Source organism: Allobosea sp. FG18 (assembly GCF_057809495.1).
Genome location: NZ_JBMDKB010000002.1, coordinates 341,170 through 364,750 on the forward strand (window position 1 = coordinate 341,170; position 23,581 = coordinate 364,750).

General features: G+C 68.4%; 21 protein-coding genes. 11 read left to right on the top strand and 10 right to left on the bottom strand.

The window, feature by feature from the left end:
* The first annotated feature begins 10 nt into the window (after positions 1 to 10).
* The gene (locus tag ACODTJ_RS03830) at positions 11 to 1,057 is read left to right on the top strand and encodes an acyltransferase family protein (protein WP_454655899.1); all 1,047 of its coding nucleotides are present in this window, start codon (positions 11 to 13) and stop codon (positions 1,055 to 1,057) included.
* Positions 1,058 to 1,069: 12 nt separating this feature from the next.
* On the opposite strand, the gene ACODTJ_RS03835 is transcribed toward ACODTJ_RS03830, so the two are convergent.
* Positions 1,070 to 1,408 (bottom strand): hypothetical protein, encoded by a 339-nt coding sequence (locus ACODTJ_RS03835; protein WP_488847597.1) that lies wholly within the window; start codon positions 1,406 to 1,408, stop codon positions 1,070 to 1,072.
* 305 nt (positions 1,409 to 1,713) lie between these two features.
* On the opposite strand from ACODTJ_RS03835, the gene ACODTJ_RS03840 reads away from it, so the two are divergent.
* Entirely contained in the window at positions 1,714 to 3,525 is a 1,812-nt protein-coding gene (locus tag ACODTJ_RS03840; protein WP_454658956.1) for an ATP-binding cassette domain-containing protein, read from the top strand.
* 242 nt (positions 3,526 to 3,767) lie between these two features.
* Positions 3,768 to 4,514, top strand: coding sequence for an SDR family oxidoreductase (locus tag ACODTJ_RS03845; RefSeq protein ID WP_488847624.1), 747 nt, complete (start codon positions 3,768 to 3,770; stop codon positions 4,512 to 4,514).
* Positions 4,515 to 4,526: 12 nt separating this feature from the next.
* Here the strand turns inward: ACODTJ_RS03845 and ACODTJ_RS03850 are convergent, their stop codons facing one another.
* Both ACODTJ_RS03850 and ACODTJ_RS03855 read right to left on the bottom strand, forming a co-directional pair.
* A complete protein-coding gene (locus ACODTJ_RS03850) occupies positions 4,527 to 5,162 on the bottom strand; it encodes a hypothetical protein (RefSeq protein ID WP_454655901.1) in 636 nt (211 codons plus the stop codon).
* A gap of 84 nt (positions 5,163 to 5,246) precedes the next feature.
* Entirely contained in the window at positions 5,247 to 6,140 is an 894-nt protein-coding gene (locus ACODTJ_RS03855; protein WP_454655902.1) for a metallophosphoesterase family protein, read from the bottom strand.
* A 331-nt stretch (positions 6,141 to 6,471) separates the two neighbouring features.
* Between ACODTJ_RS03855 and ACODTJ_RS03860 the strand changes: the two genes are divergently transcribed.
* Positions 6,472 to 6,981 (top strand): NUDIX domain-containing protein, encoded by a 510-nt coding sequence (locus tag ACODTJ_RS03860; RefSeq protein ID WP_454655903.1) that lies wholly within the window; start codon positions 6,472 to 6,474, stop codon positions 6,979 to 6,981.
* A gap of 18 nt (positions 6,982 to 6,999) precedes the next feature.
* Here ACODTJ_RS03860 and ACODTJ_RS03865 read toward each other — a convergent pair whose 3' ends face one another.
* Positions 7,000 to 8,523, bottom strand: a complete 1,524-nt coding sequence (locus ACODTJ_RS03865; protein ID WP_454655904.1) for an argininosuccinate lyase — start codon at positions 8,521 to 8,523, stop codon at positions 7,000 to 7,002.
* A 291-nt stretch (positions 8,524 to 8,814) separates the two neighbouring features.
* On the opposite strand from ACODTJ_RS03865, the gene ACODTJ_RS03870 reads away from it, so the two are divergent.
* A complete protein-coding gene (locus tag ACODTJ_RS03870) occupies positions 8,815 to 9,330 on the top strand; it encodes a GNAT family N-acetyltransferase (RefSeq protein WP_454655905.1) in 516 nt (171 codons plus the stop codon).
* On the opposite strand, the gene ACODTJ_RS03875 is transcribed toward ACODTJ_RS03870, so the two are convergent.
* From ACODTJ_RS03875 to ACODTJ_RS03890, 4 genes are read right to left on the bottom strand one after another with little or no spacing between them, the layout of a single operon-like run.
* Complete coding sequence (locus tag ACODTJ_RS03875) at positions 9,314 to 11,404, bottom strand: hypothetical protein (protein WP_454655906.1); 2,091 nt, start codon at positions 11,402 to 11,404, stop codon at positions 9,314 to 9,316. The genes ACODTJ_RS03870 and ACODTJ_RS03875 overlap by 17 nt on opposite strands.
* A 2-nt stretch (positions 11,405 to 11,406) precedes the next feature.
* Positions 11,407 to 14,232: a DUF4159 domain-containing protein gene (locus ACODTJ_RS03880; protein WP_454655907.1), complete on the bottom strand. Its 2,826-nt coding sequence runs from the start codon at positions 14,230 to 14,232 to the stop codon at positions 11,407 to 11,409.
* 12 nt (positions 14,233 to 14,244) lie between these two features.
* Positions 14,245 to 15,162 (bottom strand): DUF58 domain-containing protein, encoded by a 918-nt coding sequence (locus ACODTJ_RS03885; RefSeq protein WP_454655908.1) that lies wholly within the window; start codon positions 15,160 to 15,162, stop codon positions 14,245 to 14,247.
* A gap of 4 nt (positions 15,163 to 15,166) precedes the next feature.
* A complete protein-coding gene (locus tag ACODTJ_RS03890) occupies positions 15,167 to 16,189 on the bottom strand; it encodes an AAA family ATPase (RefSeq protein ID WP_454655909.1) in 1,023 nt (340 codons plus the stop codon).
* Positions 16,190 to 16,361: 172 nt separating this feature from the next.
* Between ACODTJ_RS03890 and ACODTJ_RS03895 the strand changes: the two genes are divergently transcribed.
* Genes ACODTJ_RS03895 through ACODTJ_RS03910 form a run of 4 tightly spaced genes read left to right on the top strand, consistent with a single transcriptional unit; the run spans position 16,362 to position 19,161 of the window.
* Positions 16,362 to 16,967, top strand: coding sequence for a DUF1285 domain-containing protein (locus ACODTJ_RS03895; protein ID WP_454655910.1), 606 nt, complete (start codon positions 16,362 to 16,364; stop codon positions 16,965 to 16,967).
* Between the two features lie 5 nt (positions 16,968 to 16,972).
* Entirely contained in the window at positions 16,973 to 17,626 is a 654-nt protein-coding gene (locus ACODTJ_RS03900) for a CoA pyrophosphatase (protein WP_454655911.1), read from the top strand.
* 42 nt (positions 17,627 to 17,668) lie between these two features.
* Positions 17,669 to 17,926 (top strand): DUF6111 family protein, encoded by a 258-nt coding sequence (locus ACODTJ_RS03905; RefSeq protein WP_454655912.1) that lies wholly within the window; start codon positions 17,669 to 17,671, stop codon positions 17,924 to 17,926.
* Positions 17,923 to 19,161 carry a CCA tRNA nucleotidyltransferase gene (locus ACODTJ_RS03910; RefSeq protein WP_454655913.1) on the top strand — a complete coding sequence of 413 codons (1,239 nt, stop codon included), beginning with the start codon at positions 17,923 to 17,925 and terminating at the stop codon, positions 19,159 to 19,161. Before ACODTJ_RS03905 ends, ACODTJ_RS03910 begins: the two co-directional genes overlap by 4 nt.
* On the opposite strand, the gene hemF is transcribed toward ACODTJ_RS03910, so the two are convergent.
* Both hemF and ACODTJ_RS03920 read right to left on the bottom strand, forming a co-directional pair.
* On the bottom strand, positions 19,158 to 20,084 hold the full coding sequence (gene hemF, locus ACODTJ_RS03915; RefSeq protein WP_454655914.1) for an oxygen-dependent coproporphyrinogen oxidase: 927 nt from the start codon (positions 20,082 to 20,084) through the stop codon (positions 19,158 to 19,160). The two genes, ACODTJ_RS03910 and hemF, sit on opposite strands and share 4 nt — an antisense overlap.
* A complete protein-coding gene (locus ACODTJ_RS03920) occupies positions 20,062 to 20,559 on the bottom strand; it encodes a tRNA (cytidine(34)-2'-O)-methyltransferase (RefSeq protein ID WP_454655915.1) in 498 nt (165 codons plus the stop codon). Before ACODTJ_RS03920 ends, hemF begins: the two co-directional genes overlap by 23 nt.
* 372 nt (positions 20,560 to 20,931) lie before the next feature.
* Here ACODTJ_RS03920 and ACODTJ_RS03925 point away from each other — a divergent pair, with 372 nt between their 5' ends.
* Positions 20,932 to 22,797 (top strand): ABC transporter ATP-binding protein, encoded by a 1,866-nt coding sequence (locus ACODTJ_RS03925; protein WP_488847610.1) that lies wholly within the window; start codon positions 20,932 to 20,934, stop codon positions 22,795 to 22,797.
* Positions 22,798 to 22,988: 191 nt separating this feature from the next.
* Positions 22,989 to 23,537: a ubiquinol-cytochrome c reductase iron-sulfur subunit gene (gene petA / locus ACODTJ_RS03930; RefSeq protein ID WP_454655917.1), complete on the top strand. Its 549-nt coding sequence runs from the start codon at positions 22,989 to 22,991 to the stop codon at positions 23,535 to 23,537.
* Positions 23,538 to 23,581: the final 44 nt, after the last annotated feature.

The following is a 23,581-nucleotide window of genomic DNA, read 5'->3' on the forward strand; positions in this document are numbered from 1 at the left end:
ACAGGTCCGCGTGCAGCCCATCCATTCGATCCAGGTCCTGCGCGCGCTCGCGGCCTTCATGGTCGCGATCCACCATGTCCAGCCGGATGCGGCCGTGGTCGCGGCCCGTGCGGGCCTGAGCTTCACGCGTAGCGACGTCCTGCCCTGGATGGCGGGCGTCGACATCTTCTTCGTCGTCTCCGGCTTCATCATGGTCCATGCCTCGCAGGACCTGTTCGGCCAGGAAGGAGCATGGCGCCTGTTCCTGAAGCGCCGGCTCGCCCGCATCGTGCCGCTCTATTGGGCGATGACGACATTGTTTCTGCTGGTCGGTCTCGCGGTTCCGGCCGTGCTCAATTCCGGCGTGCCGAACTTCCAGCAGATTCTCGGCTCCTACCTGTTCTGGCCGGTGGTCTCGACCCAAGGCTTCGTTCAGCCGGTCTATTCGCTGGGCTGGACGCTGAACTACGAAATGCTGTTCTACGCCCTGTTCAGTGCCGGGCTGATGCTGCCGCGGCGCTGGACCTTGCCGGCGGTAGCCGCCCTGTTGGCGTTGCTGGTTGGGGTGGAAAACCTGAGGGGCCCGCTGTCGCTGCCCTTTGGCTTCTGGGGGCAGCCGATCGTGCTGGAATTCGCAGCCGGGATGGGCATCGCGGTGCTCCGGCAGAAGGGCTTGCGACTGCACGGGGCATTGCGGATCGCCGTCGCGATGGCCGGTGCCGCTCTCCTGGTCGCTGCTGCCCATGTTCCGGGCACGGATGGGCCGTGGAGCAGCGTGCTGTGGCGCGGCGGGGCGGCTGTCCTGCTGATGCTGGCTGCCGGCTGCGGCCGTGAGGGCATCGTGCCGCTGCCGCCGGTGAAGGCTCTGGCCGCGGTCGGTGATGCCTCCTACGCGCTCTATCTCGTCCATCCCTTCGTGATCCGAGGAATGCGCGAGGTCGTGCTGCGGCTCGGCTTGTATTCCCCCGCGCTCTACGTTGCGCTGGCGCTCGCCGGCTCCGTGATCGCAGCGCTTCTGCTCTATCGCTTCTTCGAGAAGCCGGCGACGCGTCTGGCCCGGCGCTGGCTTGGCAGTTGAGACGACGAGGCCTCAGCTCAGCTTCATGCCCTTCAGAGACTGCCCGACCACGCCGCCGTCCTTGCGTCGCTGGGCCCTTTTCGACTTGATCTTGTCGACGTGTTCGGGCTGCGGGAAATAGCCGCGCTCCATGATCTCCAGCGAATATTCCTCGTAGGTCAGTCCCAGCGCCGAGGCCTTCTCCTCGCGCCTGAGCGCGATCTCGCGCGGCTTTTTCCAGGCCTTGCGATGGGCGAAGCGCCAGTCGAAATAGCGGCCGATACTGCCTGAGCCGGTAGAGGCGCGGCGCTTGCGCTCCTTCAGCGGCGGGCCGCCATTATGGCCGATCCCGATCGGGCGTTCGCTGGGCATCGCTTGTGGACTCATCAGGCCTCGCTCCCGATCACGATAAGGGGCGGGAAGGAGCTGGCAAGGGCCGTGCCATGGCACTTGATCACACCGCTTCGAGCCAGACGCTTGTCATTCCGGGGCACGCCGCAGGCGTGAACCCGGAACCTACGACCGGGTGAGGCCTTCAATGCCCGGTTGTTAGCCGCTCGCCCGGTCGTAGGTTCCGGGTTCTTCGCTGCGCGAAGCCCCGGAATGACAAAGGTGGGTTCTGTCAGGCGTGACAGCGGAGCAGTGGCGGTCTATCCCGCAGGCCGAACACAGGACGGATCATGGCCCCCTTGCTGCATCTGCGCGACGTCGCGCTCACTTTCGGCGGACAGCCGCTGCTTGAAGCCGCCGAGATCGCGGTCTCGGCCGGCGAGCGCGTCTGCCTCGTCGGCCGCAATGGCTCGGGCAAGTCGACGCTGCTCAAGATCGCGGCGGGGCTCGTCGAGCCCGACCATGCCGAGCGCTTCGTCCAGCCGGGCTCGACCATTCGCTATCTGCCGCAGGAGCCGGACTTCACCGGCTTCGACACGGCCCTCGCCTATGTCGAGGCCGGCCTGGGGCCGGGCGACGATGCCTATCGCGCGCAATACCTGCTGACCGAGCTCGGCCTGACCGGACAGGAGAACCCGGCCTCTATGTCGGGCGGCGAGGGGCGTCGGGCGGCGCTGGCGCGCGTGCTGGCGCCGGAGCCGGACATCCTGCTGCTGGACGAGCCGACCAACCATCTCGACCTGCCGGTGATCGAATGGCTGGAGCAGGAGCTGAAGTCGCTGCGCTCGGCCATGGTCTTGATCAGCCACGACCGTCGCTTCCTGACCTCGCTCTCGCGCGCCACGATCTGGCTCGACCGCGGCGTGACCAAGCGGGCAGAGAGAGGCTTCGGCGAGTTCGAGGCCTGGCGCGACGAGGTGCTGGCGCAGGAGGAGCTCGACCGCCACAAGCTCGACCGCAAGATCGCCCGCGAGGAGGACTGGCTGCGCTATGGCGTCAGTGCCCGGCGCACCCGCAACCAGCGCCGGCTCGGTGAACTTCATGCCCTGCGCGACCAGCGTCGCACCGCCCGCGCAGCGCAGGGCAATGTCCGGCTGGAGGCGAGCGAGGCGCAGGCCTCCGGCAAGCTCGTCATCGAGGCGATCGACGTCGCCAAGGCCTATGGCGACAACACCATCGTCAAGAGCCTGTCGCTGCGCGTCGCGCGCGGCGACCGGATCGGCATCGTCGGGCCGAATGGCGCCGGCAAGACCACGCTGATCAACCTGCTGACCGGGGCGCTCGCGCCGGATTCCGGCAAGGTGAAGCTCGGCACGGCGCTGGAGATGGTGACGCTCGATCAGCGCCGCGAGAGCCTCGATCCGGAGACGCCGCTCGGCGAGGTGCTGACAGGTGGCGGCTCGGACCAGGTCATGGTCGGCGGCCAGCCGCGCCATGTCATCTCCTATATGAAGGACTTCCTGTTCCAGCCGATCCAGCGCGGCACGCCGGTCGGCGCGCTCTCCGGCGGCGAGCGCGGGCGCCTGATGCTGGCGCGCGCGCTGGCCAAGCCCTCGAACCTGCTGGTGCTCGACGAGCCGACCAACGATCTCGACCTCGAGACGCTCGACCTGCTGCAGGAACTGCTCGCCGACTACCAGGGCACGGTTCTGCTGGTCAGCCACGACCGCGACTTCATCGACCGCGTCGTCTCCTCAGTGCTGATCTCGGATGGCGACGGCGTCTGGACCGAATTCGCCGGTGGCTATTCCGACATGCTGGCGCAGCGCGGGCGCGGCGTCGGGGCCAAGGCGCGGCCGGTCGAGAAGACGACACCCGCCGCTCCCAAGGCGGCGACTGCGGTGCTGGCCGCATCCGCCTCCAAGCGCAAGCTCTCCTTCAACGAGAAGCATGCGCTGGAGACGCTGCCGAAGAAGATCGAGGCACTGCAGGCCGAGGCCGCAAAGCTCAATACCGCCGTGGCGGGCGACCTCTACACGCGCGATCCGAAACTCTTCGCCAAGGCGACGGCGCGGCTGGAGGAGGTTGCGCGCGAGATCGGCGAGGCCGAGGAGCGCTGGCTGGAGCTGGAGATGCTGCGTGAGGAGATCGGAGCGTAAACCTGTTCCCTCTCCCCTTGCGGGAGAGGGTTAGGGTGAGGGGTCTCGCGAGGCCGATCGCTAGCGATTGAGGATGGCCCGACCCCTCATCCGTCAGCGCTTCGCGCCGCCACCTTCTCCCGCAAGGGGAGAAGGGAAGGTTCCGTTATCCGATTTTCGCACCCGCCCGCGCACGAAAGCGCATTTACGGCCAAGCTCAATCGTTTCAAACATCGCGCAATCGCAGAGCACAGGGAATGACCATGAGACTGAAGGGCAAGACCGCGCTGGTGACCGGCGCAGCGCAGGGGTTCGGCTTCGGCATCGCCGAGACCTTCGTGCGCGAGGGCGCGCGCGTCGCGGTGCTGGACATCAACGGCGACAAGGCCAAGGAGGCCGCGAAGGCGATCGGCCGCAAGGCCTTCGCCGTGACCTGCGATGTCGGCAAGGCCAAGAGCGTCGACAAGGCGGTGGAGAAGATCCTGGCCAAGGTCGGGCGGCTCGACATCGTCGTGAACAATGCCGGCACCACCCATCGCAACAAGCCGATGACCGAGGTGACCGAGGAAGAGTTCGACCGCATCTTCGCGGTGAACGTGAAGTCGATCTATCTGATGGCGCGTGCGACCGTGCCGCATTTCCGCGAGCATGGCGGCGGCGTGATCCTGAACATCGGCTCGACCGCGGGCCTGCGTCCGCGTCCGGGCCTGACCTGGTACAACGGCTCGAAGGGCGCCGCGAACCTGATCTCCCAGTCCATGGCGGTCGAACTCGCGCCGGACAAGATCCGCGTCAACGCCATCGCGCCGGTCGCGGGCGAGACGCCGCTGCTCGCCACCTTCATGGGCCAGGACACGCCGGAGCGTCGGGCGCAGTTCACCGCCTCGATTCCGTGGGGCCGGTTCTCGACGCCACAGGACATCGCCAATGCGGCGCTGTTCCTGTGCTCGGACGAGGCCGACATGGTGACGGGCTCGGTGCTCGCCGTCGACGGCGGTCGCTGCGTCTGAGCCGGGAGGCTCCTATTTGACGCCGCGCCGGCCGAATTCGGTACGCTGGGGCGGCGGTGGCGCGCGCCGGACCGATCCGAGGAAGCCCTGAGGCTGGGCCGGCATCGGCGCAGCCGGAATGGGTTTCGTGCCAGCGATCGCCTGTTCCATCGCCAGCGAGAGCTGCGAAGGGGCGGTTGCCGCGTCGCCATTGCCGAAGTGGCTCCGGCTTGTCGCGGATGCATCGCCGAACCGGGCTCCGCCCGGTTCGGATGCAGCGAGCAGCAGGTAAAGCCAGGCGCCGGTCAGGGCGAGATAGAGCAACCCGGCATATTCCAGGCCATTCAGCGGGCTGTCATTGGTCCGCACGATCAGAGCCTGGACCTGCAGGAGGAGCGCGGCGCAGATGCCGATGGCGTAGAGGCCGGGCAGGAGATCGCCGCCGCCCGCGTCGCGGTTGCGCCTGATGGCGAAGCCGATGCGCTTGAAGCAGAAAAAGCCGCTGACCAGGAACACGGTCATGGCGAGCTGGTAGCGCCCCGCACCGGGCGGGCCGATGAAGGCCTGGTATTGCACGGCGATACAGATGAGCAGGAGTATCGTCTCGGCGATACCGACGATGCAGGATCTGACGAAGAATTGGCTCCTGCCCAGCGTCCCTGCGAACATGACACGTTCCTTCCGCTAGGGAATTCTACGGTTCGCGCGTGAAAGACCGGTAAACGGGTATGGTGGAATCCGCTGCGAGACCCGTCAGGCCGGCTTCGCGTGCAGCGCGATCTTCTGGCGGAGGATGACGGTGCCGTCGGGCTCGAAGCCGCGCTGCTCCAGCGTGATCCGTGGGGCGCTGGCGTCGCCCTCGATGCGGAACAGATGCCAGGCTCCGAGTTCGCCGTGTCCGCGCGGGCCGATCGAGGCCGAGGGCACGCCGACGATCGGCACGTCGCGGCCGAGGCCCGGGCGCCAGGCCAGCGAGAAGCTGTGATTGTGGCCGTGGAGGACGAGGTCGGCGCCCTTGCGCTTCAGCATCGCCTCGAAGGCGGCGGCATCCACCAATTCGCGGCCGCGCTTGGCGCCGCCGAGATAGGGCGGATGATGAATCAGCACGACGCGGATCAGCCCTTCGTCGCGGGCACGGTCGAGCAGGGCCTCGGTCCGGGCGATCTGCTCGCCGCCGACGCGGCCTGTCGCCATCAGGGGGAGGGTGGGCACGCCGCTGTTGACGCCGATCAGCGCGACGGGTCCGCGGCGGCGATACCAGGGATAACCGGCCTTGCCTTCGTCATCGGCGATCCAGGGCGCGAGCAGACCCGCCAGGGGCTTCAGCGAGGAGCGTGCATAGGCGTCGTGGTTGCCCGGCACGAAACTCACCCTCTCGCGCGGGCCGAGCTCGTCGAGAAAGGCTATCGCGGTCTTGAACTCGTTGGGCAGGCCGATATGGGCGACATCGCCGGTGCAGGCGATATGGTCGGGCTCATGCGCGTGGATGTCGGCGACGATGCGCGCCAGGATATCCATGTCATGGGCGTGCCGGCGCTTGCGTCGCCAGTTGACGTAACCGGTCGCGCGCTTGCCGAAGAGCTGATGCAGCGAAAACCCGGCGAGCGGGCCAAGATGCGGGTCGGACAGATGCGCGAGCTTGAACACGCTCTAGCGCTTGCCCCCGCAGGAGGCCGTCAGTCAAGCGCGCCGTGGCGCGCCTGGACTGCGGAAGGGTCCGAAGACCTCAGTTGGCGGCGCCGGTCAGTTCCGACACGATGCGGGAATCGGTCATGGTGACGGCGGGCTTCCAGACATAGGCCGGCTTGGCCTTGAAGCGAGCGATGATGAAAGAGAGAAGCATGGTTCCTGGGTCCTGATGTTGCGCTGCGGTATCTGCCTCATTTGGGGCGCGTTTGTGGCGGAACAACTGATCTGCTTGACGGTCCGTCATGCGGTTTTTGCATAGACAATTAACTCACCCTTGAGACTCGATCGGATGCAATCGTCAAATCCGCAGCCAGTGGCTGACCCCGAGCAGCAACGGACACTCGCGCAGCGCGCGGTGACGCGGTTGCTGCATGTCTATTTCCGCTTCGCGCGGGGCATGACTTTTGGCGTGCGTGCCGTCGTCCTGAACGATCGCGGCGAGGTCTTCCTGATCCGCCACACCTATGTGCCCGGCTGGCACTTTCCCGGTGGCGGGGTCGAGGTCGGAGAGACAGCGGAACTGTCGCTGGAGCGCGAATTATCGGAAGAGGCGGGCATCGTTCCGACCGGGCGGCCCGTCCTGCATGGGCTGTTCTTCAACCGCAGGATCTCGCGGCGAGACCATGTCGCCGTCTATGTCCTCCGCCAGTTCCGGGTCGAACGCATCAAGCAGCCCGACCGCGAGATCGCCGAGGCCGGCTTCTTTCCGCTCGATCGTCTGCCGGACGGCACGACACCCGCCACGCGGCGGCGGCTGGCGGAGATCCTGTCCGGGCAGCCGCCAACCGTGGATTGGTGACGGCCGCGACCCGGCTTGTCAGTTCGCGCTTCTCGCCAGCGTGCCGAAATCGGCGTCGAGCTTCGCCAGACCTGCCGAGATCCTGGCACGGCGGTCCTTGATCCAGGCATCCTGTCGGTCGAGGCGCTGCTTCGCCTCCGCCAGCATCCGGTCCATCTCGGCCGGCTGCGGGCCGCCCGAGGTCGCCCGGTTCTTGATGATCGCGACGGGATCGAGCGTCGCGCGGAACTCGGCCTCGCCCATCGGCAGATCGGCCGCGGCGAGGCCCATCTCCGGCGCCGCCTTGCGGTAGATCGCCTGCGCCTGCGCATATGGAAACTCGGTCGGCTTGATGTTGTGGAGCTTGGCGTAGTCGACCACCTCCGACGCGAAATGATGGCCGGCGCGGAAGGGCAGCTTGTACTTCCGCATCAGTACGTCGGCGAGCTCCTGCGAGGCCGTCCAGTCGCTGTTGAGTTCTTCCAGCGCGCGTTCCGGGTCGATGGCGAGCGCCTTCAGGATGCGGTCAAGGCCCTGCAGGGCCTTGGTCGCGCTGTCGGTCATGGCGCTGTTGGTTTTCGCGTCCTTGGCGTCCGGCATGCCGGGTGGGATGTTATGCGCCCGGAAGACCGGCCCCATCGCCAACGAGAGCGCGGTCGAAGCGTCCTCGCGGGTGCCGTTCAGCAGGCCCGGATTGCGCTTCTGCGGCATGGCGCTCGAGACATAGGTATTGCCGCCGCCCTCGCGCAGGATGATCCAGGGCCGCGACTGCGCATATTGCGTCATCACGTCTTCGATGAAGCCGCCGACATGCAAGGCGATGCCGGTGACGATACCGCCGACCTCGACGGGCAGATCGGCCGCGGCGATCTGCGAGGCGTCATAGGCGTTCTCGACGAGGCCGGCGAAGCCGAGATAATCCGCCATCCGCTGGCGATCGAGCGGCCAGCTCGTGCCGTTGAGCACCGTGGTGCCCATCGGCGAGCGGTCGACGCGGGCATAGGTCTCGCGGATGCGCTGCGCGTCGCGATCGAGCCCGGCCACGAGGCCGAGCAGGTAATGGCCATAGCTGTTGGGCTGGGCAGCGACGCCGTTGGTGTAGTTGGGCACGATCGTGCCGCGATGCGCCGCGGCGAGCTCGACCATCGTCCGCGTCGCCCGGTTAAGCTGGTCGGCCAGCGTCAGGAGCCGGTCGCGCATGATCGCGGCGCGATAGGTCGCGTGCATGTCCTGGCTGGAGCGGCCGGCATGGATCAGAGTGACCTCGACCCCGGCCTCCTTGATCATCAGGGGTTCGAAGCTGATGACGGTCGAGGGGCGCCTCGCGCCGGGCTGGTTGCCGGCCTCGATGACCTTGGCGATGCCCTGGGCCAGCTTCGGCGCCAGCGCCCGGTCGAGCAGGCCCTGCTCGGCATTGATCACCGTGCTCGCCTTGTTGATCTCGCCCAGCCAGAAGAACTCGTCCCGGAGGGGTTCCTTCGGCGGCGCCGGCTGCTGGGCGTGAGCGGGCATGGCAATCGCCACCAGAAGCAGGGCGGCGGCGAGCGGCTTATATCCGGACATCGGTCGTCTCCGTTCCGACAGGCGAGATCGCCTGCGGCTTCCGTGGCCTGTTCCCCCGCTTGAGGCCCGAGTTGAGACCAAAGCGGCAAGACCGACAAGTCCCCGCTGAGGGTCGACACAAGATGGATGGACGCCGCTCGGGTGCTCTGCTAGACGCGCTGTCCATGATGATCCGGCTGAGCCTGCGAGACCTGCGACGACCGGCGCGCTGAATGCGCCCTTCCGGTAGAGCGCCCGCACGCGCCTGCCCTCGCTCAGCCGATCCGCCTCCCGCGCTACACGTCGATCATCATGACATCCCTGCCTCTGACCATCCGCCACGAACTCCCCGTGGACGCTGCCGCCATCGAGCGCCTGCATGAGCGCGCCTTCGGCCCCGGCCGCTTCGCCCGCACCGCCTTCCGTCTGCGCGAGGGCGTGCCGCCCGACCACGCCCTGTCCTTCGCCGCCCATGTCGGCACCTTCCTCGTCGGTTCGGTGAAGGTGACGACCGTGCTGGCCGGCGGCCACAAGGCGCTGATGCTGGGGCCGCTGACGGTCGACCCCGCCTTCGAGGGCCGGGGCATCGGGGCTGCGCTGATGAACCGCTCGATCGAGGCCGCGCGCGAGACCGGGCACGACCTGATCATGCTGATCGGGGACGCACCCTATTACGCCCGCTTCGGCTTCAAGGTATTGCCGCCCGGCCAGCTCGTGCTGCCGGGGCCGGTCGATCCGGCGCGCTTCCTGGCGCTGGAGCTGGTCGAGGGCGTGCTGAAGCAGCGCAGCGGGGCGGTGACCTCGATGCGCGTCAGCTCTGACGCCTGAGGCGCCTGCCGCTCTCGCCGAGCCAGCCCGCGACCAGCGCGCCGAACAGCACGGCCAGGCCGAGCAGTCCGATGAAGAGCGGCGAGATGCGCACGCCGCGCACGATGCCGGAATCGCTGATCCTCAGGCCGATCCAGTCATTGCCGGCGAACTGGCTGCCCGAGCGCACCGGCACGATGCGCGGCACATTGACGGCCGAGCCGCTCTCGCGGCCGATGCGGCGCGACGAGCCGCCGGTGGCCTGCGCCAGCGTCTGGAGAGCGCCGGGATCGCTGACCACTTCCATCAATTCGCGCGGGTTCTCCGGCCCGACGCTGGCGAAGGCGGTGAGGTTGTCGGAGGTCAGGCGGTAGAGGCCGAGATCGCTGGTCGGGATGCGGGCGGTGAACAGGCCGGGCCGCCCGGCTTCAAGCGTGACCGTGCGCGACTGGCCGTCGGGGCCGGTGATGGTGATGGGGCCGGGATTGTCGCGCAGCGTCTGACGCTCGACCTCGACGGTGGCGCCGCGCACGGTCGCGCGCAGGGCCTCCTCCTCAAGCTCCGGCTCCTTCATCAGCCAGTGGCTGAGGCGGCGCAGCAGGTCGAGATAGGGGCCGCCGTCGCGGAAGCCCCGCGCCCAGAGCCAGGCATGATCAGAGAGGAAGAGCGCGACGCGGCCCTTCTGCTCGCGCGCCAGCATCAGGAGCGGCCGGTCGCCCGGACCGGTCATGACGGGCGCGCCGCCGGCTCGCGCCTGGGCGCCGACCATGCGCAGCCATTCGCCCCAGCGCGGCGGCGAGACTTCCGAGCCCGGCAGGTCGCGGGTGACGGGGTGGCGCTTGCCGGGTTCGCTGACCTGGGCGCGATAAGCCTCGTCGATGACGCTGCCATCGGGCAGGGCCGGCAGGATCTGGCCGAGCGGGGTGCGCGCCAGCGTCTGCGAGCCCGCATATTCGGGGCCCGCCGCGACGAGCAATGCACCGCCGTCGCGGACATAGCGCACGATGTTCTCGAAATAGAGCAGCGGCAGGATCGACTGGTTGGCGTAGCGGTCGAAGATGATCAGGTCGAATTCCTTGATCTTGACCTGGAACAGCTCGCGCGTCGGGAAGGCGATCAGCGAGAGCTCGTTGATCGGCGTGCCGTCCTGCTTCTCCGGTGGGCGCAGGATGGTGAAATGCACGAGGTCGACATTGGCGTCGGCCTTGAGAAGGTTGCGCCAGGTGCGCTCGCCCGGATGCGGCTCGCCCGAGACCAGCAGCACGCGGAGCTTGTCGCGCACGCCCTCGATGGTGATGACCGCGCGGTTGTTCGCGAGCGTCAGCTCGTTGTCGATCGGCTGCGCCTCGATCTCGACGACGTTCGGTCCACCCCGGTCGATGCGGACGGGGACCTGCACGGTCTGGCCGGTCGCGACCTCGCGGCGGGCGACGATCTCGCCGTCGCGGCGGATGGTCAGGCCGGCGCGGCCGGGGCCGCCCTTGTCGACGACGCGGAGCCGGATGATCTGGTCCTTGCCGACGATGCCGAAGCGCGGCGAATCGACCAGGACGATGCGGCGGTCGATCTCGGCATTGCGGCCGGTGGTCTGGATATGCAGCGGCGCGCGCAGGCCGAGCGTCTCGGCATTGGGTGGCGCGTCATGGGCGAGGCCGTCAGTGATCGCGATGGCGCCGGCGACGCGCTCCGAGGGAACATCGGCGAGGCTGGACGACAGCGCTTCGAACAGGCGGGTGCCGTCATTCGTGCCCTGCGCGTCGCGCAGCTCGACGATCCGCGGCTCGACATTGGGGATGCCGCGCAATTGCCGCTCGATCTCGGCGACGGCGGCGTCGGTCTGGGCCGCGCGGTCGGCAAGGCGGTTCGAGGCTGAACGGTCGACCACGACCGAGACGACATCCTTGACCGGCTCGCGATCCTCGAAAACGAGCGAGGGATCGGCCAGCGCCGTCGTTAGCACCACGAGAGCGAGCGCGCGCAGGATGGCGCTGCGGCCGGCGAGGACTATGGCCGCGCCGGCAGCCAAAGCCGCGAGCACGGCCAGGCCGATCAGCAGCGGCAGCGGCACCATCGGGGCGAGGGATACGCTCCACATGGCTATTGTCCCAGACGCTCGAGCAGGGCCGGGACATGGACCTGATCGGCCTTGTAGTTGCCGGTGAGCGCATACATCACGAGATTGATGCCGCCACGCAGTGCCATCTCGCGCTGGCGCGGATCGCCGCCGGAAAGCGGCACCAGCCCTTCGCCGCGCCGGTCGATCGCCCAGGCGGCCGCGAGGTCGTTGGCGGTGATGACGATGGGCGAGACATTGTCGCCGGCCCGCGCCGGGCGGCGTCCGTCGCTATCGGCCGGCGGCAGGGTCTCGACCCAGGTCGTGCCGGTGTCGTAGCGGCCGACGAGCTCATCGAGGATGTAGAAGGTCTTGGTCAGGACGTGGTCGCGCGGCAGCGGCTCCAGCTCGGGAATGTCGAGCGTCTGCAGCATGCGCTTGAGCTGGTCGCCCTCGGGCGTGGTGCCGCCGCCGGGCCGCGCGCTCATCGCGTCGCGGGTGTCGAAGATCACGAGCCCGCCGCCCTTCATATAGGCTTCGAGCTTGCGCAAAGTCTCGGCCGAAGGAACCGGCCGGCCGGCGACGATAGGCCAGTAGAGCACGGGGAAGAAGGCGAGCTCGTCGCGCTCGACGCTGACGCCGACAGGCTCGCCCGGCTCCAGCGCCGTGCGGGCGCCGAGCACGGTGTTGAGGCCGATCAAGCCCGCCTTGGACATGTCGTCGACCGGCTTGTCGCCGGTCACGACATAGGCCAGCCGCGTCATCGCGCCATTGGCGAGCAGGGCGCGCGGGATCGGCGGGCGGGTGTCGGCCTGCGCGTTCGGGGCGGGTTGCTGGGCGCGGGCAGTATCGGGGGCGAGGCCGAAGGAGGTGCCAAGCGCGAGCAGGATCGCGGCCGGCGCGGCGACCTTGCGCAGGCGGGCGAGGTTGAGACGCCCGCCGAGCCAGAGCGTTGCCAGCGTGTCGGCGACGAGCAGCAACAGGGCGAGGACGAGCAGCAACGGGCGGATGTCGCGCGCGATCGGTTCATCGATCGGCAGGACGGCGACGCCGAGGCTGGCGAGGTCGAGGGCGGCGAGCGTGTCTGCCGGTGTCAGCGCGTTGACCGCGAGCGAGCCGTCGGCGGGGCCGTAGAGGCCGGGCGGATGGGCGAGAGTCGCGCGGCCGGCATAGTTGCGTGCCACCGGCTGCGCGGTGGCGGGTGGTGAGCGGAACTGGCCGATGCCGTCGAGCAGGCGGGTGGGCGACAGGGTCTCGACGCGGGTCTCATCACTCTGCGTTTCGACCGCCGGGCCGTTGCCGGCGAGATGGACGATCTTGCGGAGCATGTCGACGAAGAGGCCCGAGAGCGGAAGGTTCGACCAGGTGGTGTCGGCGGTGACATGGACCATGGCGATGAGGCCGTCGCCGCGCCGCACGCCGGTGACGACCGGCGTGCCGTCCTCCAGCGCCGCCCAGGTCTTGCGGGAGAGGTTGGGCTCCGGCTCGGCCAGAATCTGGCGGCTGACGCGGATATCGTCGCTGATGGTCAGGCCGAAGAAGGGGCTCTCGCGGGTGAAGGGCGCGAGCTTGCGCGGCGTCTCCCAAGACAGGCCGCCGCCAAGCGTGCGGCCGCCACGCCGCAGGCGCACCGGTGTCAGTTCGTCGGAGGCCGCCGCGAGGCGGGCGCCGGCAAAGCGCAGCAGCACCCCGCCGCGCTCGACGAAGCTGGTCACCTTCTCGGCGGTCTCGCGATCGAGCGCACCGATATCGGCGAGGACCAGCACAGAGAGATTCTGTGCCAGCAACTCGCCGATCGGATCGGTCGAGCCCTGCCTGGGCTCGCGGATTTCGGCAAAGGGCTGGAGGGCGCGGGAGAGGTAATAGGTCGGCGACAGCAAGGGCTGAGCGGTGTCGGCGGTCGCACCGGAGACGAGGCCGATGCGGCGGCGTTTGGCGCGGTCGTCGAGCAGCGCCACGGCGCCGGCGCTGCGCTCGCCGATGATCTCCAGCCGCGAGACGGCGTTGCGGACCTCTATCGGCAAGGTGAGGCGCGCGGTCGTTTCGAGGTTGCTACCCTCGAAGATGAAGGGGGCGTTGCCAAGCGGCAGGCCTTTGAGATCGAGCGCGCGGACCTGCCCCGTCGCGGCGGCGCTCGTGGTCGGGCGCAGCACCTTGACGGTCAGGGCGCCCGCGAGGTTTTCGGGCGCGGAAAGGGCGAGCTGCGCGGCCGGGCCGGCATGAACCGCGAGGCGACGGGCCTCGGCATCCTGCTTCAGCCGGGCGAGGAAGCTGCCATCGTCGGAGACGGCGAGCCCGTCGGCGACCCAGACGATCTCGGTGGCGGGGGACCCTTGCAGGAAGGCTTCGATGCGCTGGAGATGGGCGGCGCGGTCCGGCGCATGCGGTTGGAGCGGGAGCGCACGCAGCCGGTCGAGTGCGATGCGCGGCTCCGCCAGCGCGATCGCGGCCGGCGCTTCGGCGAGGCCGACCACGGCGACGGGGCGGCCTTCGCGGGTCGCTGCGGCGATGCGCGATTCGGCGACCGCGACGCGCTCCGGCCAGTCGGTGGCGGCGCCGAAGCCGTTATCGATCAGCAGCAGGACCGGGCCGCGCGAGGGTGCGGCATCCCGCACCGGGTTCCAGACCGGGCCGGCGACGGCGAGGATGGCGAGCGCGGCGACGGCCATGCGCAGCGCCAGCAGCCACCAGGGCGTATGGGCCGGCGTCTCGCGCTTGGCGATCAGGTCCGCCATGATCTTCAGCGGCGGGAAGTCGATCCGGCGTGGGCGTGGCGGCGTAACGCGCAGGATCAGCCAGAGCGCCGGCAGCAGGGCGAGCGCGGCGAGAGCGAGCGGGGCGGAGAAGCTGAAGGGCAGGGCGCTGAGCATCGGCGTTTCCCCTCAGAAGCCAGAGGCGCTGCGCGACGCGGCGATAAGGCTCGCGATGCGCAGCACCGCCTCGCTTGCCGGACGGTCGGTGCGATGCAGCGTCAGGGTCCAGCCGGCCTTGCGGCAGGCCTCCGTGATGGCCTCGCGATGGGCTGCGAGGCGCTGGCGATATTCGTCGCCCCAGGCGCCGGCATCGCCGACGCGCAGGGTCAGCCCGTCCTCCAGGTCAAACAGTTCGGCCTGGCCGCTGAAGGGGAAGGTCTCCTCGATCGGATCGGCGATCAGCAGGACATGGCCGCGTGCGCCTGACGAAGCCAGCGTGGCGATTCGCTGGGTGAGTGCGGAGGCGGGCGACAGCCCGTCAGTGATGATGATCGCGTCCGACAGCCGGGGCAGCGGCGCTTCCGGGGGCAGGTCGGAGGCGGCGTTGCGCTCATCCGCGACGATCGCCTGCGCCAGCATCTCGACGATGCGGCGCGATGCGAGCGCCCGCGTCAGCCCGAGATGGCCGACGCGCTCGCCGCCCTCGACCATCGTTTCGGCGAGAGCGAAGCCCGCGACCAGCGCCCGGTCGAGCTTCGAGGCCATGGCGAGCGAGGAGGCGAAGCCCATCGAGGGCGACCGGTCGATCCAGAGCCAGATCGAATGCGAGGCTTCCCATTCGCGTTCGCGGACGAAGAGATGGCCGTCACGGGCGGAGCGGCGCCAATCGATGCGCGAGGCCGATTCGCCGGCGACCAGCGGGCGGTACTGCCAGAAGGTCTCGCCCGGGCCCGAGCGGCGCCGGCCATGGATGCCGTGGATGCTGGCCGAGACGCGGCGCGCCTCCAGGATCAGACGCGGCAGGCGCGCGGCGAGGTCGAGCGCATCAGTGAGGACCGGCCGTGTCGGCCGCCGTTCGCCAGGACCCAGGACGCGCGTGCGCAGCATCGGCCTATCCCAGCCGTTCCACGAGCTTGCCGATCAGGCCCTCGACGGTCTCGCCATCGGCGCGAGCGGCGAAGGTCAGGGCGACGCGGTGCTTCAGAACGGGAATGGCGAGCGCCGCGACATCATCCACCGAGGGGGCGAGACGGCCCTCGACGAGCGCACGCGCACGCACCGCCAGCGTCAGCGACTGGCTGGCACGCGGGCCGGGGCCCCAGGAAAGCTTGTCGGTGACCGAGGCTTCGCCCTCGCCGGGGCGGGCGGAGCGGACGAGATCGAGGATCGCATCGACCACGGCCTCGCCGACCGGCAGGCGGCGGACGAGGCGCTGGATCGACATCAGCGTCTCGGAGGTCATCGCCGGGGAGGGCTTGTATTCGGCGGCGCCGGTGGTCTCCAGCAGGATGCGGCGCTCGGCCTCGCGGTCGGGATAGCCGACATCAATCTCGAGCAGGAAGCGATCGAGCTGGGCTTCGGGCAGGGGATAGGTGCCTTCCTGCTCGATCGGGTTCTGCGTCGCCAGGACATGGAAGGGGGCCGGCAGGTCGTAGCGCTCGCCGGCCACCGTGACATGGTGCTCCTGCATCGCCTGCAGCAGGGCCGACTGGGTGCGCGGCGAGGCGCGGTTGATCTCGTCCGCCATCAGGAGCTGGGCGAAGACCGGGCCCTTGATGAAGCGGAAATGGCGCTTCCCGTCGCTCGATTCGTCGAGAACCTCGGAACCGAGGATGTCGGAGGGCATCAGGTCCGGCGTGAACTGGACGCGCCGCGCGGCGAGGCCGAGCACGGTGCCCATCGCCTCGACGAGCTTGGTCTTGGCGAGGCCGGGCACGCCGACGAGCAGGCCGTGGCCGCCCGAAAGCAGCGTCACCAGCGAGAGATCGACGACCTTCTGCTGGCCGAAGATGACCTGGCCGATCTCCTTGCGCGCTGCGCCGATGGCACTAAGCGCGGCTTCGGCCGCCTCGACGATGCCTGTGTCGAGGTCGATCGGCGAAGTGCTCTCGTTTGCCCGGGCTTGCGCCGCCATGTCGATCTCCTTCACTGTCGCGAGCCGTTGCGCCGCCATGCGAACCGTCGATGCGTTCGGCCGTTCAGTGTGGACGGGCCATCACGACGGCTCAAGCGCCGAATGGAATGGTACACATCAACTCGGCTTCACGATTATGTGGAGTTCAAGGCGGAAACGCGATGCAAGCACGATGCCGGTGGCCGGGGAGGACGAGATGACGGGACCGGGCCAGGCGATGGAGCGCCTGATGGCCTCGCTCGGCGGCGGCAAGGCGCGCGGTCTGCCGCCGGTGGAGCGCTGGAATCCGCCCTTTTGCGGCGATCTCGACATGCGCATCGCTGCTGACGGCACCTGGTTCTACATGGGCACGCCGATCGGCCGGCCGGCATTGGTGAAGCTGTTCGCCTCGGTGTTGAAGCGCGAGAACGACGATTACTTTCTCGTGACCCCGGTCGAGAAGGTCGGGATCACCGTCGATGACGCGCCGTTCCAGGCGGTCGAAATGCAGGTCGATGGCGCGGGCGATGCTCGGACGCTCGCATTCCGGACGCAGGTCGACGATCTCGTCTGCGTCGGGCCGGACCACGCTTTGCGTTTCGCGCGGGCTGCGCAGGACGGGCTGACACCTTATGTGCATGTCCGGCGCGGCCTCTGGGCCCGGCTGACGCGGGCGCTGACCTATGACCTGCTGGCGCTCGGCGAAGTGCGGGATGTCGAAGACGAGGCCATGTTCGGGGTCGCGGCCGCAGGGCAGTTCTATCCGGCAGTGCCGGCGAGCGAGATCGAGGACATCTAGCATTGATGGGATCGGAAACCGCCCTCAACCTGAGCAGCGAGGGTTTCGCGGCGCTGGCGCGTGAGCGATTGCGGGCCGAGCCGCCCCTACTGGGCGATGTGATCAGCAGGCCGCGCGGCGATCATGAGCATCAGGCCGCATCTGTGCCGATCCCCGACGAGAAGCGCGCTGTCCCGGCCGCCGTGCTGATCGGCATCGTGCCGCGCCGCGACGGGCCGACTGTGCTGCTGACGCAGCGCGCGGCGGCCTTGCGCAGCCATTCGGCGCAGGTCGCCTTTCCCGGCGGGCGGGTCGATGCCGTCGATGGCTCGCCGGTCGTCACGGCACTGCGCGAGACAGAAGAGGAGATCGGCCTGTCGCGATCGCATATCCGCACGCTCGGCTTCCTCGATGCCTATCTCACCGGCACCGGCTACCGGATCGTGCCGGTGGTCGCGCTGGTCGAGCCGCCCTTCTCGCTGACGATCAATCACAACGAGGTCGACGAGGCCTTCGAGACGCCGCTCTCCTTCCTGCTCGATCCCGCCAATCACAGGCGCGAGGGCATCGAATGGAAGGGGCATTTCCGCACCTACTATGCGATGCCGTTCGAGGGTCGCTATATCTGGGGGGCGACCGCCGGCATGATCCGCAATCTGTACGAGCGGCTGGCGGGTTAGAATTGTATTGCGCGGACACCGCGCCTGGGAACGACGAAGCCGATGCTGCGCGCGATCATCGAAGAGGTCCTGCTCTTCGTCCTGCCTTTCTGCATCTTTGCAGGCTATCTCGTCGTCAAGCGGCGCAATCCCTTCGATGTCGAGCACTGGAGCCGCCATGCCTTCGCTCTGGCGGTCGCAGGCTTCCTGCTGGCCATCGCCGTGCTGGTCTATGGCGGCTTGATCGCGCCGCGCAGCAAGGGCGCCTACGAACCGCCGCATATGGAGAACGGGGTACTGGTGCCCGGCCGCTTCAAATGAGTGGAGACCGTGCCGGCGCGGTCGCGCGCTTTCTAGCCCAGCCGGTGCTTGCGCGGCTGCTGTCGGCCTTGGACGGGGACGGCGAGGAAACGCGCGTCGTCGGCGGCGCGGTCCGCAATCTCCTGCTTGGAGAGCCGGCGAGCGATATCGACCTCGCCACCACCGCCTTGCCGCAGGAGACCATGCGGCGCGGCAGGGCGGCCGGCTTCAAGGCGGTGCCGACCGGCATCGAGCACGGCACGGTGACGCTCGTCGCCGAAGACGAGAGCTTCGAGGTGACGACGCTCCGGCGCGATGTCGAGACGGACGGACGCCGCGCCAAGGTCGTGTTCGGCCGGGACTTCGCGGCGGATGCGTTGCGGCGCGACTTCACCATCAATGCGCTCGGACTTAGCCGGGATGGTACGCTGCATGACTATTGCGGCGGTCTCGGCGACCTCGCGCGGCGTCGCGTGCGTTTCATCGGCGATGGCGCGACCCGTATCCGCGAGGATTACCTGCGCATCCTGCGCTTCTTTCGCTTCCATGCCCGCTACGGCGTCGGCGAACCCGATACTGATGGCCTGCGCGCCTGCATCGCCGGCAGGGAGGGGCTTGCCGGATTGTCGCGCGAGCGGGTGCGGGCGGAGCTACTGAAGCTCCTCGTCGCCCCCGGCGTCGTCGCGACGATCGGGGCGATGGCGGGGGCGGGGCTCATCATGCCGGTGATCGGCGGCGTGCCACAACTCTCGCGCTTTGCGGCTGTCGTGGAGGGGGGCGGAGAAGGTGTCCATCCGGCTTTCCGGCTGGCGGCGCTGGCGGTTTCGGTTGGCGAGGACGCATTGCGGCTGCGCGCGCGACTGCGACTATCGAACGAGGAATTCGACAGGATCGAGCGCATCGCGCGCGCGCTGGAAGGTCTGGGCGGGCGGGCCGACCTGCCCGGCATCGCGGCGCTGCGCCATCTTGGCTATGACGCCGGGAACGACGCGGTGGCTGCGGCGCTCGTCCTGCTCAAGGCGTCGGCAGGAGGCGAGGACAGGGACTGTGTACAGCAGCTCATCGCCGAGCTTGGCCGGACGCCACCCTTCCTGCTGACGGGGAAGGACGTCGTCGCTCGCGGCATCGCGCCCGGACCGCGCGTCGGGCAGGTCCTCGAGGCGGCCCGGCGAGGCTGGATCGAAGCCGGTTGCCCGGCTTCGGCTGAAGCCCAGTTCGCGCTGCTCGATGCGGCGGTCGGGCAAGCGCGGCCTTAAGGCCAGCGCACCGTCGGCGGCATCGAGGACAGGATGGAATCGACGTTGCCGCCGGTCTTCAGCCCGAAGATCGTGCCGCGGTCGTAGAGCAGGTTGAATTCGACATAGCGGCCGCGGCGGACCTGCTGCTCGTGGCGCTCGGTCTCGCTCCAGGGCTTGCCGAGATTGCGGCGCAGGATCTCGGGATAGCTGCCGAGGAAGGCCTCGCCGACCGCCTGGGTGAAGGCGAAATCGGCTTCGACATCGCCGGTCCAGATATAGTCGTAGAAAATGCCGCCGATGCCGCGCGGCTCGTTGCGGTGCTTCAGGAAGAAATACTCGTCGCACCAGGTCTTGAAGCGCGGGTAATCGGCAATGGCCGGAAAGCGCTCGCAGGGCGCGCGCATCGCGGCGTGGAAGTCCTGCGCGTCGGGATCGTCCTGGGTGCGGCGCGCATTCAGCACTGGCGTCAGGTCGGCGCCGCCGCCGAACCACGGCTTCGTGGTGACGACGAGCCGCGTGTTCATGTGCACGGTCGGGGCGTGCGGGTTCCAGGGATGGGCGATCAGCGAGATGCCGGTCGCGTGGAAGCGCGGGTCCTGCGCCGCGCCGGGAATCTGGCCGGCGAAATCGGGATGGAAGCTGCCATGCACCGTCGAGACGTGGACGCCGACCTTCTCGAAGACGCGGCCCTTCATGATCGACATGACGCCGCCGCCGCCGGGCGCACCGTCATGATTGGTGCGCTGCCAGGGCGTGCGGACGAAGCGTCCGGCCGTGCTGGTTTCGGCAGGGAAGGGGCCGGCGGCTTCGTCCTCGATCGCCTCGAAGGCGGCGCAGATGCGATCGCGCAGGGTCTCGAACCATGTGGCCGCGCGGGGTTTCAGCGCGGCGACGACGGCGGGATCGGCGGAGGGGGATTCAGCGGGCTTCGGGGTGACCATCTTCTGTTCCATCGCGGCCCGGAAAGCCGCCAGTCTGTCGCAAGGCTTCGCCCATTACCATCGCTGCCGCCAGCGCGACATTGAGCGAACGCAATCCGGCCCGCATGGGAATGTGCAGGCTGGCCTCCGCCGCGGCATGCACCTCGGCGGTCACGCCGGCCGATTCGCGGCCGACCAGCACGATGTCACCGGCGCAGAATGCGAATTCGGGCAGGGGCGTTGCGCCATCGGTCTCGGCCAGGACAAGGCGGTGGCCTTGCGCCCGGCGCCAGTTCTCGAAGGCGGCGAAGGAGTCGTGACGCCGGACGGCGGCGCGTTCGAGATAGTCCATGCCCGAGCGGCGGAAATGCCGGTCCGAGACGTCGAAAGCAGCCGGCTCGACGATGTCGACGGCGATGCCGAGGCAAGCGGCCATGCGGATCATCGTGCCCGCATTCTGCGGGATGTCCGGCTGGAAGAGGGCGAGGCGAAGCATGGCCCTGTCATGCGGTGACGCTCGGATATGCGTCAAGCAGGCTGGTCATGCGCGCCGGCGCGGACCATATGCCTCGAAACCGTCGCGATGCCGCTTCAGAGGCTGCCAGAGGCTATGGGATGGGTTTGATGAGGTCAAAACGCGGGAGATGGGAGGAGCACTGCGCCGCCGATACGTCCGTATCGGCAAGCAATGCGACGCTGCAGCTCCCGCGTTTTCACCTCATCCGCAGGGCACGGCGCTTTTGCGCGACTGCGGTGTCGTTCTTCGTAGCAAGCCGGAAGGCTTGCGTCCTCGAACTCCTTGCATTCGCGCAAAATCGCCAGCGTCAAACCTATCCCATAGCCTCTGGCAGCCTCTAGGAAGGCAGACATGTTCGCCCCGCTCTTCCGCTGGCTCGAAAGCCGAATCGACGTCTTTGCTCCCTTCGACGAGCAGGAGACGCCGCCGCGCGGTGTCTGGCCCTTCATGTGGCATCACATCAAGGGCGTGAAGGGCTGGATGGCCCTGATCATGCTGACGGGGCTGGGCTTCAGCGGCATCGAGGCGGCGATGTACCTGATGGTCGGCTGGTTCGTCGATCTGCTCTCGACACAGTCGCCCGAGACGATCTTCCGCGACCATGGCTGGCTTTTGGCAGGCGCCGCCTTCCTGCTCGTGGTCGTCCGGCCGCTGATCTACTTCGCCAACCACGCCATCGTAGACCAGGTCGTGGTGCCGCAGATCACCAACCAGATCCGCTGGCGCAATCATGTCTACACGCTCGGCCATGCGCTGGGATACTTTCAGAATGACTTTGCAGGTCGCCTGTCCGCCCGCGTCATCCAGGCCGGGCAGTCGATCCGCGGCGCAACGATCGAGGTCATCGACGATCTCTGGTACGCGCTCGTCTTCGCCACCGTCGCGATCGGCTTCTTCGGCAAGACCAGCCTGTGGCTGGCACTGCCGGTGATCCTGTGGCTGTCGGCCTATGTCGCGCTGCTGATCTACTTCGTGCCGCGGGCGAAGCAGCGCTCGGAGGCGAATTCGCTGGGGCGCTCGACGACGACGGGGCGCATCGTCGATTCCTACACCAACATCCTGACGGTGAAGCTGTTCGCGCGGGCCGATGCCGAGCGCTCGTCGGTGCGCGACTCGTTGTCGCGCTGGAACGCCTCCTTCCTCAATCTGTCGCGGCTGATCACCGGCGTCAGCGTGATCCTGCAGACGATGAACAGCCTGCTTGTGGTGGCCACGGCCTGGCTCGCGCTGCTGCTCTGGAGCACGGGCGAGATGACGCCGGGCGCGGTCGCGGCCGCCATCGGCCTCGTGCTCCGGCTGGTGCAGATGTCGGGCTGGTTGATCCATCTCGTGCGCGGCATCTTCGAGAATATCGGCTCGGTGCAGGAGAGCATGGAGACGATCGCCAAGCCGCATGACCTGCCGGACGCGCCCGACGCCGTGCCGCTCGTCGTCGACAAGGGGGCGATCAGCTTCGAGAAGATCCGCTTCAATTACGGCCGGGCGCAGGGGTTGTTCGAAGGGCTCGATCTCGAGATCAAGCCGGGCGAGCGCGTCGGGCTGGTCGGCCCGTCGGGCGCCGGCAAGTCGACCCTGGTGAACCTGTTGCTGCGGCTCTACCCGCTCGAGGGCGGGCGCATCCTGATCGACGGGCAGGACATCGCGCATGTCACGCAGGATACGCTTCGCGCCCAGATCGGCATGGTGACGCAGGATAATTCGCTGCTGCACCGCTCGATCGGCGACAATATCGCCTATGGCCGGATCGGCGCGAGCCAGGCCGAGATCGCGCGGGCGGCCGAGCAGGCGGAGGCCCATGGCTTCATCCTCGGCCTCGGCGATCAGGACGGCCGCAAGGGCTTCGATTCGCGCGTCGGCGAGCGCGGCGTGAAGCTGTCGGGCGGTCAGCGCCAGCGCATCGCGATCGCCCGCGTGCTGCTCAAGGACGCGCCGATCCTGATCCTCGACGAGGCGACATCGGCGCTCGATTCGGAGGTCGAGGCCGCGATCCAGCAGCAGCTCGCGGCGCTGATGCAGGGCAAGACGGTGATCGCGATCGCGCATCGGCTCTCGACCATCGCGGCGCTCGACCGGTTGATCGTGCTCGATCAGGGCCGGATCGCCGATATCGGGAGCCATGACGAACTGATCGCGCGGGGCGGGCTCTATGCCCGGCTCTGGGCGCGCCAGTCGGGCGGTTTCCTGGCTGCTGCCGATCCGGAAAAGCTCGCCGTCTGACGTCTTCGCCGACGGACTGTGCGCCATGCATGGCCGGGGCGTTCGCGACAGTAGACTTCGTCCAATCTGCATGTCAAAGAGCCGAAGGTGACGCACCGCCGCATTGCGGCGGAAGCGGCGCGCCCCTATGAGGGCGAGAGGCGACAATTTCGAGCTGTTCCAGCTCGCAAGACGTTTAAGAGGATTGGATCGTGGCGCACGCGACCGATACATCGACCGGAACAACCCGCCGCGACTTCCTGATGCTGGCTACCGGCGCCGCTGGTGCGGTCGGCGTCGGCGCACTCGTCATTCCCCTGATCAGCCAGCTCGCGCCCGACGCGCAGACAGTCGCTGCCGGCGCACCGGTCGATGTCGATCTGGCTCCGATCGCCGAAGGTCAGGCGATCAAGCTGTTCTGGCGCGGCAAGCCGATCTTCGTGCGCCATCGCACCAAGAAGGAGATCGAGGAGGCCAAGGCGGTCGACGTCGCCACGCTGCGCGACCCGCAGACCGACGCGCAGCGCACCAAGGCCGGGCACGAGCAGTTCCTCGTCATCTTCGGCAACTGCACCCACCTGGGCTGCATCCCGCTGGGCACCGCGCCCGGCGAATCGAAGGGTGACTACGACGGCTGGTTCTGCCCCTGCCACGGCTCGCACTACGATTCCTCGGGTCGCATCCGCAAGGGCCCCGCGCCGCTCAACCTGCCGGTGCCGCCCTACGCCTTCAACGGCGATACCAAGATCAAGATCGGCTGAGCATGCGCTCGACGCTTTCCTGCCAAGACGAGACAGCCTTGAGG

What these genes read in the sequence shown, in the direction of transcription:
- ACODTJ_RS03835 (WP_488847597.1), bottom strand. Translation starts at nt 1,408, where the DNA reads ATGCCCAGCGAACGCCCGATCGGGATCGGCCATAATGGCGGCCCGCCG.
- ACODTJ_RS03845 (WP_488847624.1), top strand. Translation starts at nt 3,768, where the DNA reads ATGAGACTGAAGGGCAAGACCGCGCTGGTGACCGGCGCAGCGCAGGGG.
- ACODTJ_RS03850 (WP_454655901.1), bottom strand. Translation starts at nt 5,162, where the DNA reads ATGTTCGCAGGGACGCTGGGCAGGAGCCAATTCTTCGTCAGATCCTGC.
- ACODTJ_RS03860 (WP_454655903.1), top strand. Translation starts at nt 6,472, where the DNA reads ATGCAATCGTCAAATCCGCAGCCAGTGGCTGACCCCGAGCAGCAACGG.
- ACODTJ_RS03865 (WP_454655904.1), bottom strand. Translation starts at nt 8,523, where the DNA reads ATGTCCGGATATAAGCCGCTCGCCGCCGCCCTGCTTCTGGTGGCGATT.
- ACODTJ_RS03870 (WP_454655905.1), top strand. Translation starts at nt 8,815, where the DNA reads ATGACATCCCTGCCTCTGACCATCCGCCACGAACTCCCCGTGGACGCT.
- ACODTJ_RS03875 (WP_454655906.1), bottom strand. Translation starts at nt 11,404, where the DNA reads ATGTGGAGCGTATCCCTCGCCCCGATGGTGCCGCTGCCGCTGCTGATC.
- ACODTJ_RS03880 (WP_454655907.1), bottom strand. Translation starts at nt 14,232, where the DNA reads ATGCTCAGCGCCCTGCCCTTCAGCTTCTCCGCCCCGCTCGCTCTCGCC.
- ACODTJ_RS03885 (WP_454655908.1), bottom strand. Translation starts at nt 15,162, where the DNA reads ATGCTGCGCACGCGCGTCCTGGGTCCTGGCGAACGGCGGCCGACACGG.
- ACODTJ_RS03890 (WP_454655909.1), bottom strand. Translation starts at nt 16,189, where the DNA reads ATGGCGGCGCAAGCCCGGGCAAACGAGAGCACTTCGCCGATCGACCTC.
- ACODTJ_RS03895 (WP_454655910.1), top strand. Translation starts at nt 16,362, where the DNA reads ATGCCGGTGGCCGGGGAGGACGAGATGACGGGACCGGGCCAGGCGATG.
- ACODTJ_RS03900 (WP_454655911.1), top strand. Translation starts at nt 16,973, where the DNA reads ATGGGATCGGAAACCGCCCTCAACCTGAGCAGCGAGGGTTTCGCGGCG.
- ACODTJ_RS03905 (WP_454655912.1), top strand. Translation starts at nt 17,669, where the DNA reads ATGCTGCGCGCGATCATCGAAGAGGTCCTGCTCTTCGTCCTGCCTTTC.
- ACODTJ_RS03910 (WP_454655913.1), top strand. Translation starts at nt 17,923, where the DNA reads ATGAGTGGAGACCGTGCCGGCGCGGTCGCGCGCTTTCTAGCCCAGCCG.
- hemF (WP_454655914.1), bottom strand. Translation starts at nt 20,084, where the DNA reads ATGGTCACCCCGAAGCCCGCTGAATCCCCCTCCGCCGATCCCGCCGTC.
- ACODTJ_RS03920 (WP_454655915.1), bottom strand. Translation starts at nt 20,559, where the DNA reads ATGCTTCGCCTCGCCCTCTTCCAGCCGGACATCCCGCAGAATGCGGGC.
- ACODTJ_RS03925 (WP_488847610.1), top strand. Translation starts at nt 20,932, where the DNA reads ATGTTCGCCCCGCTCTTCCGCTGGCTCGAAAGCCGAATCGACGTCTTT.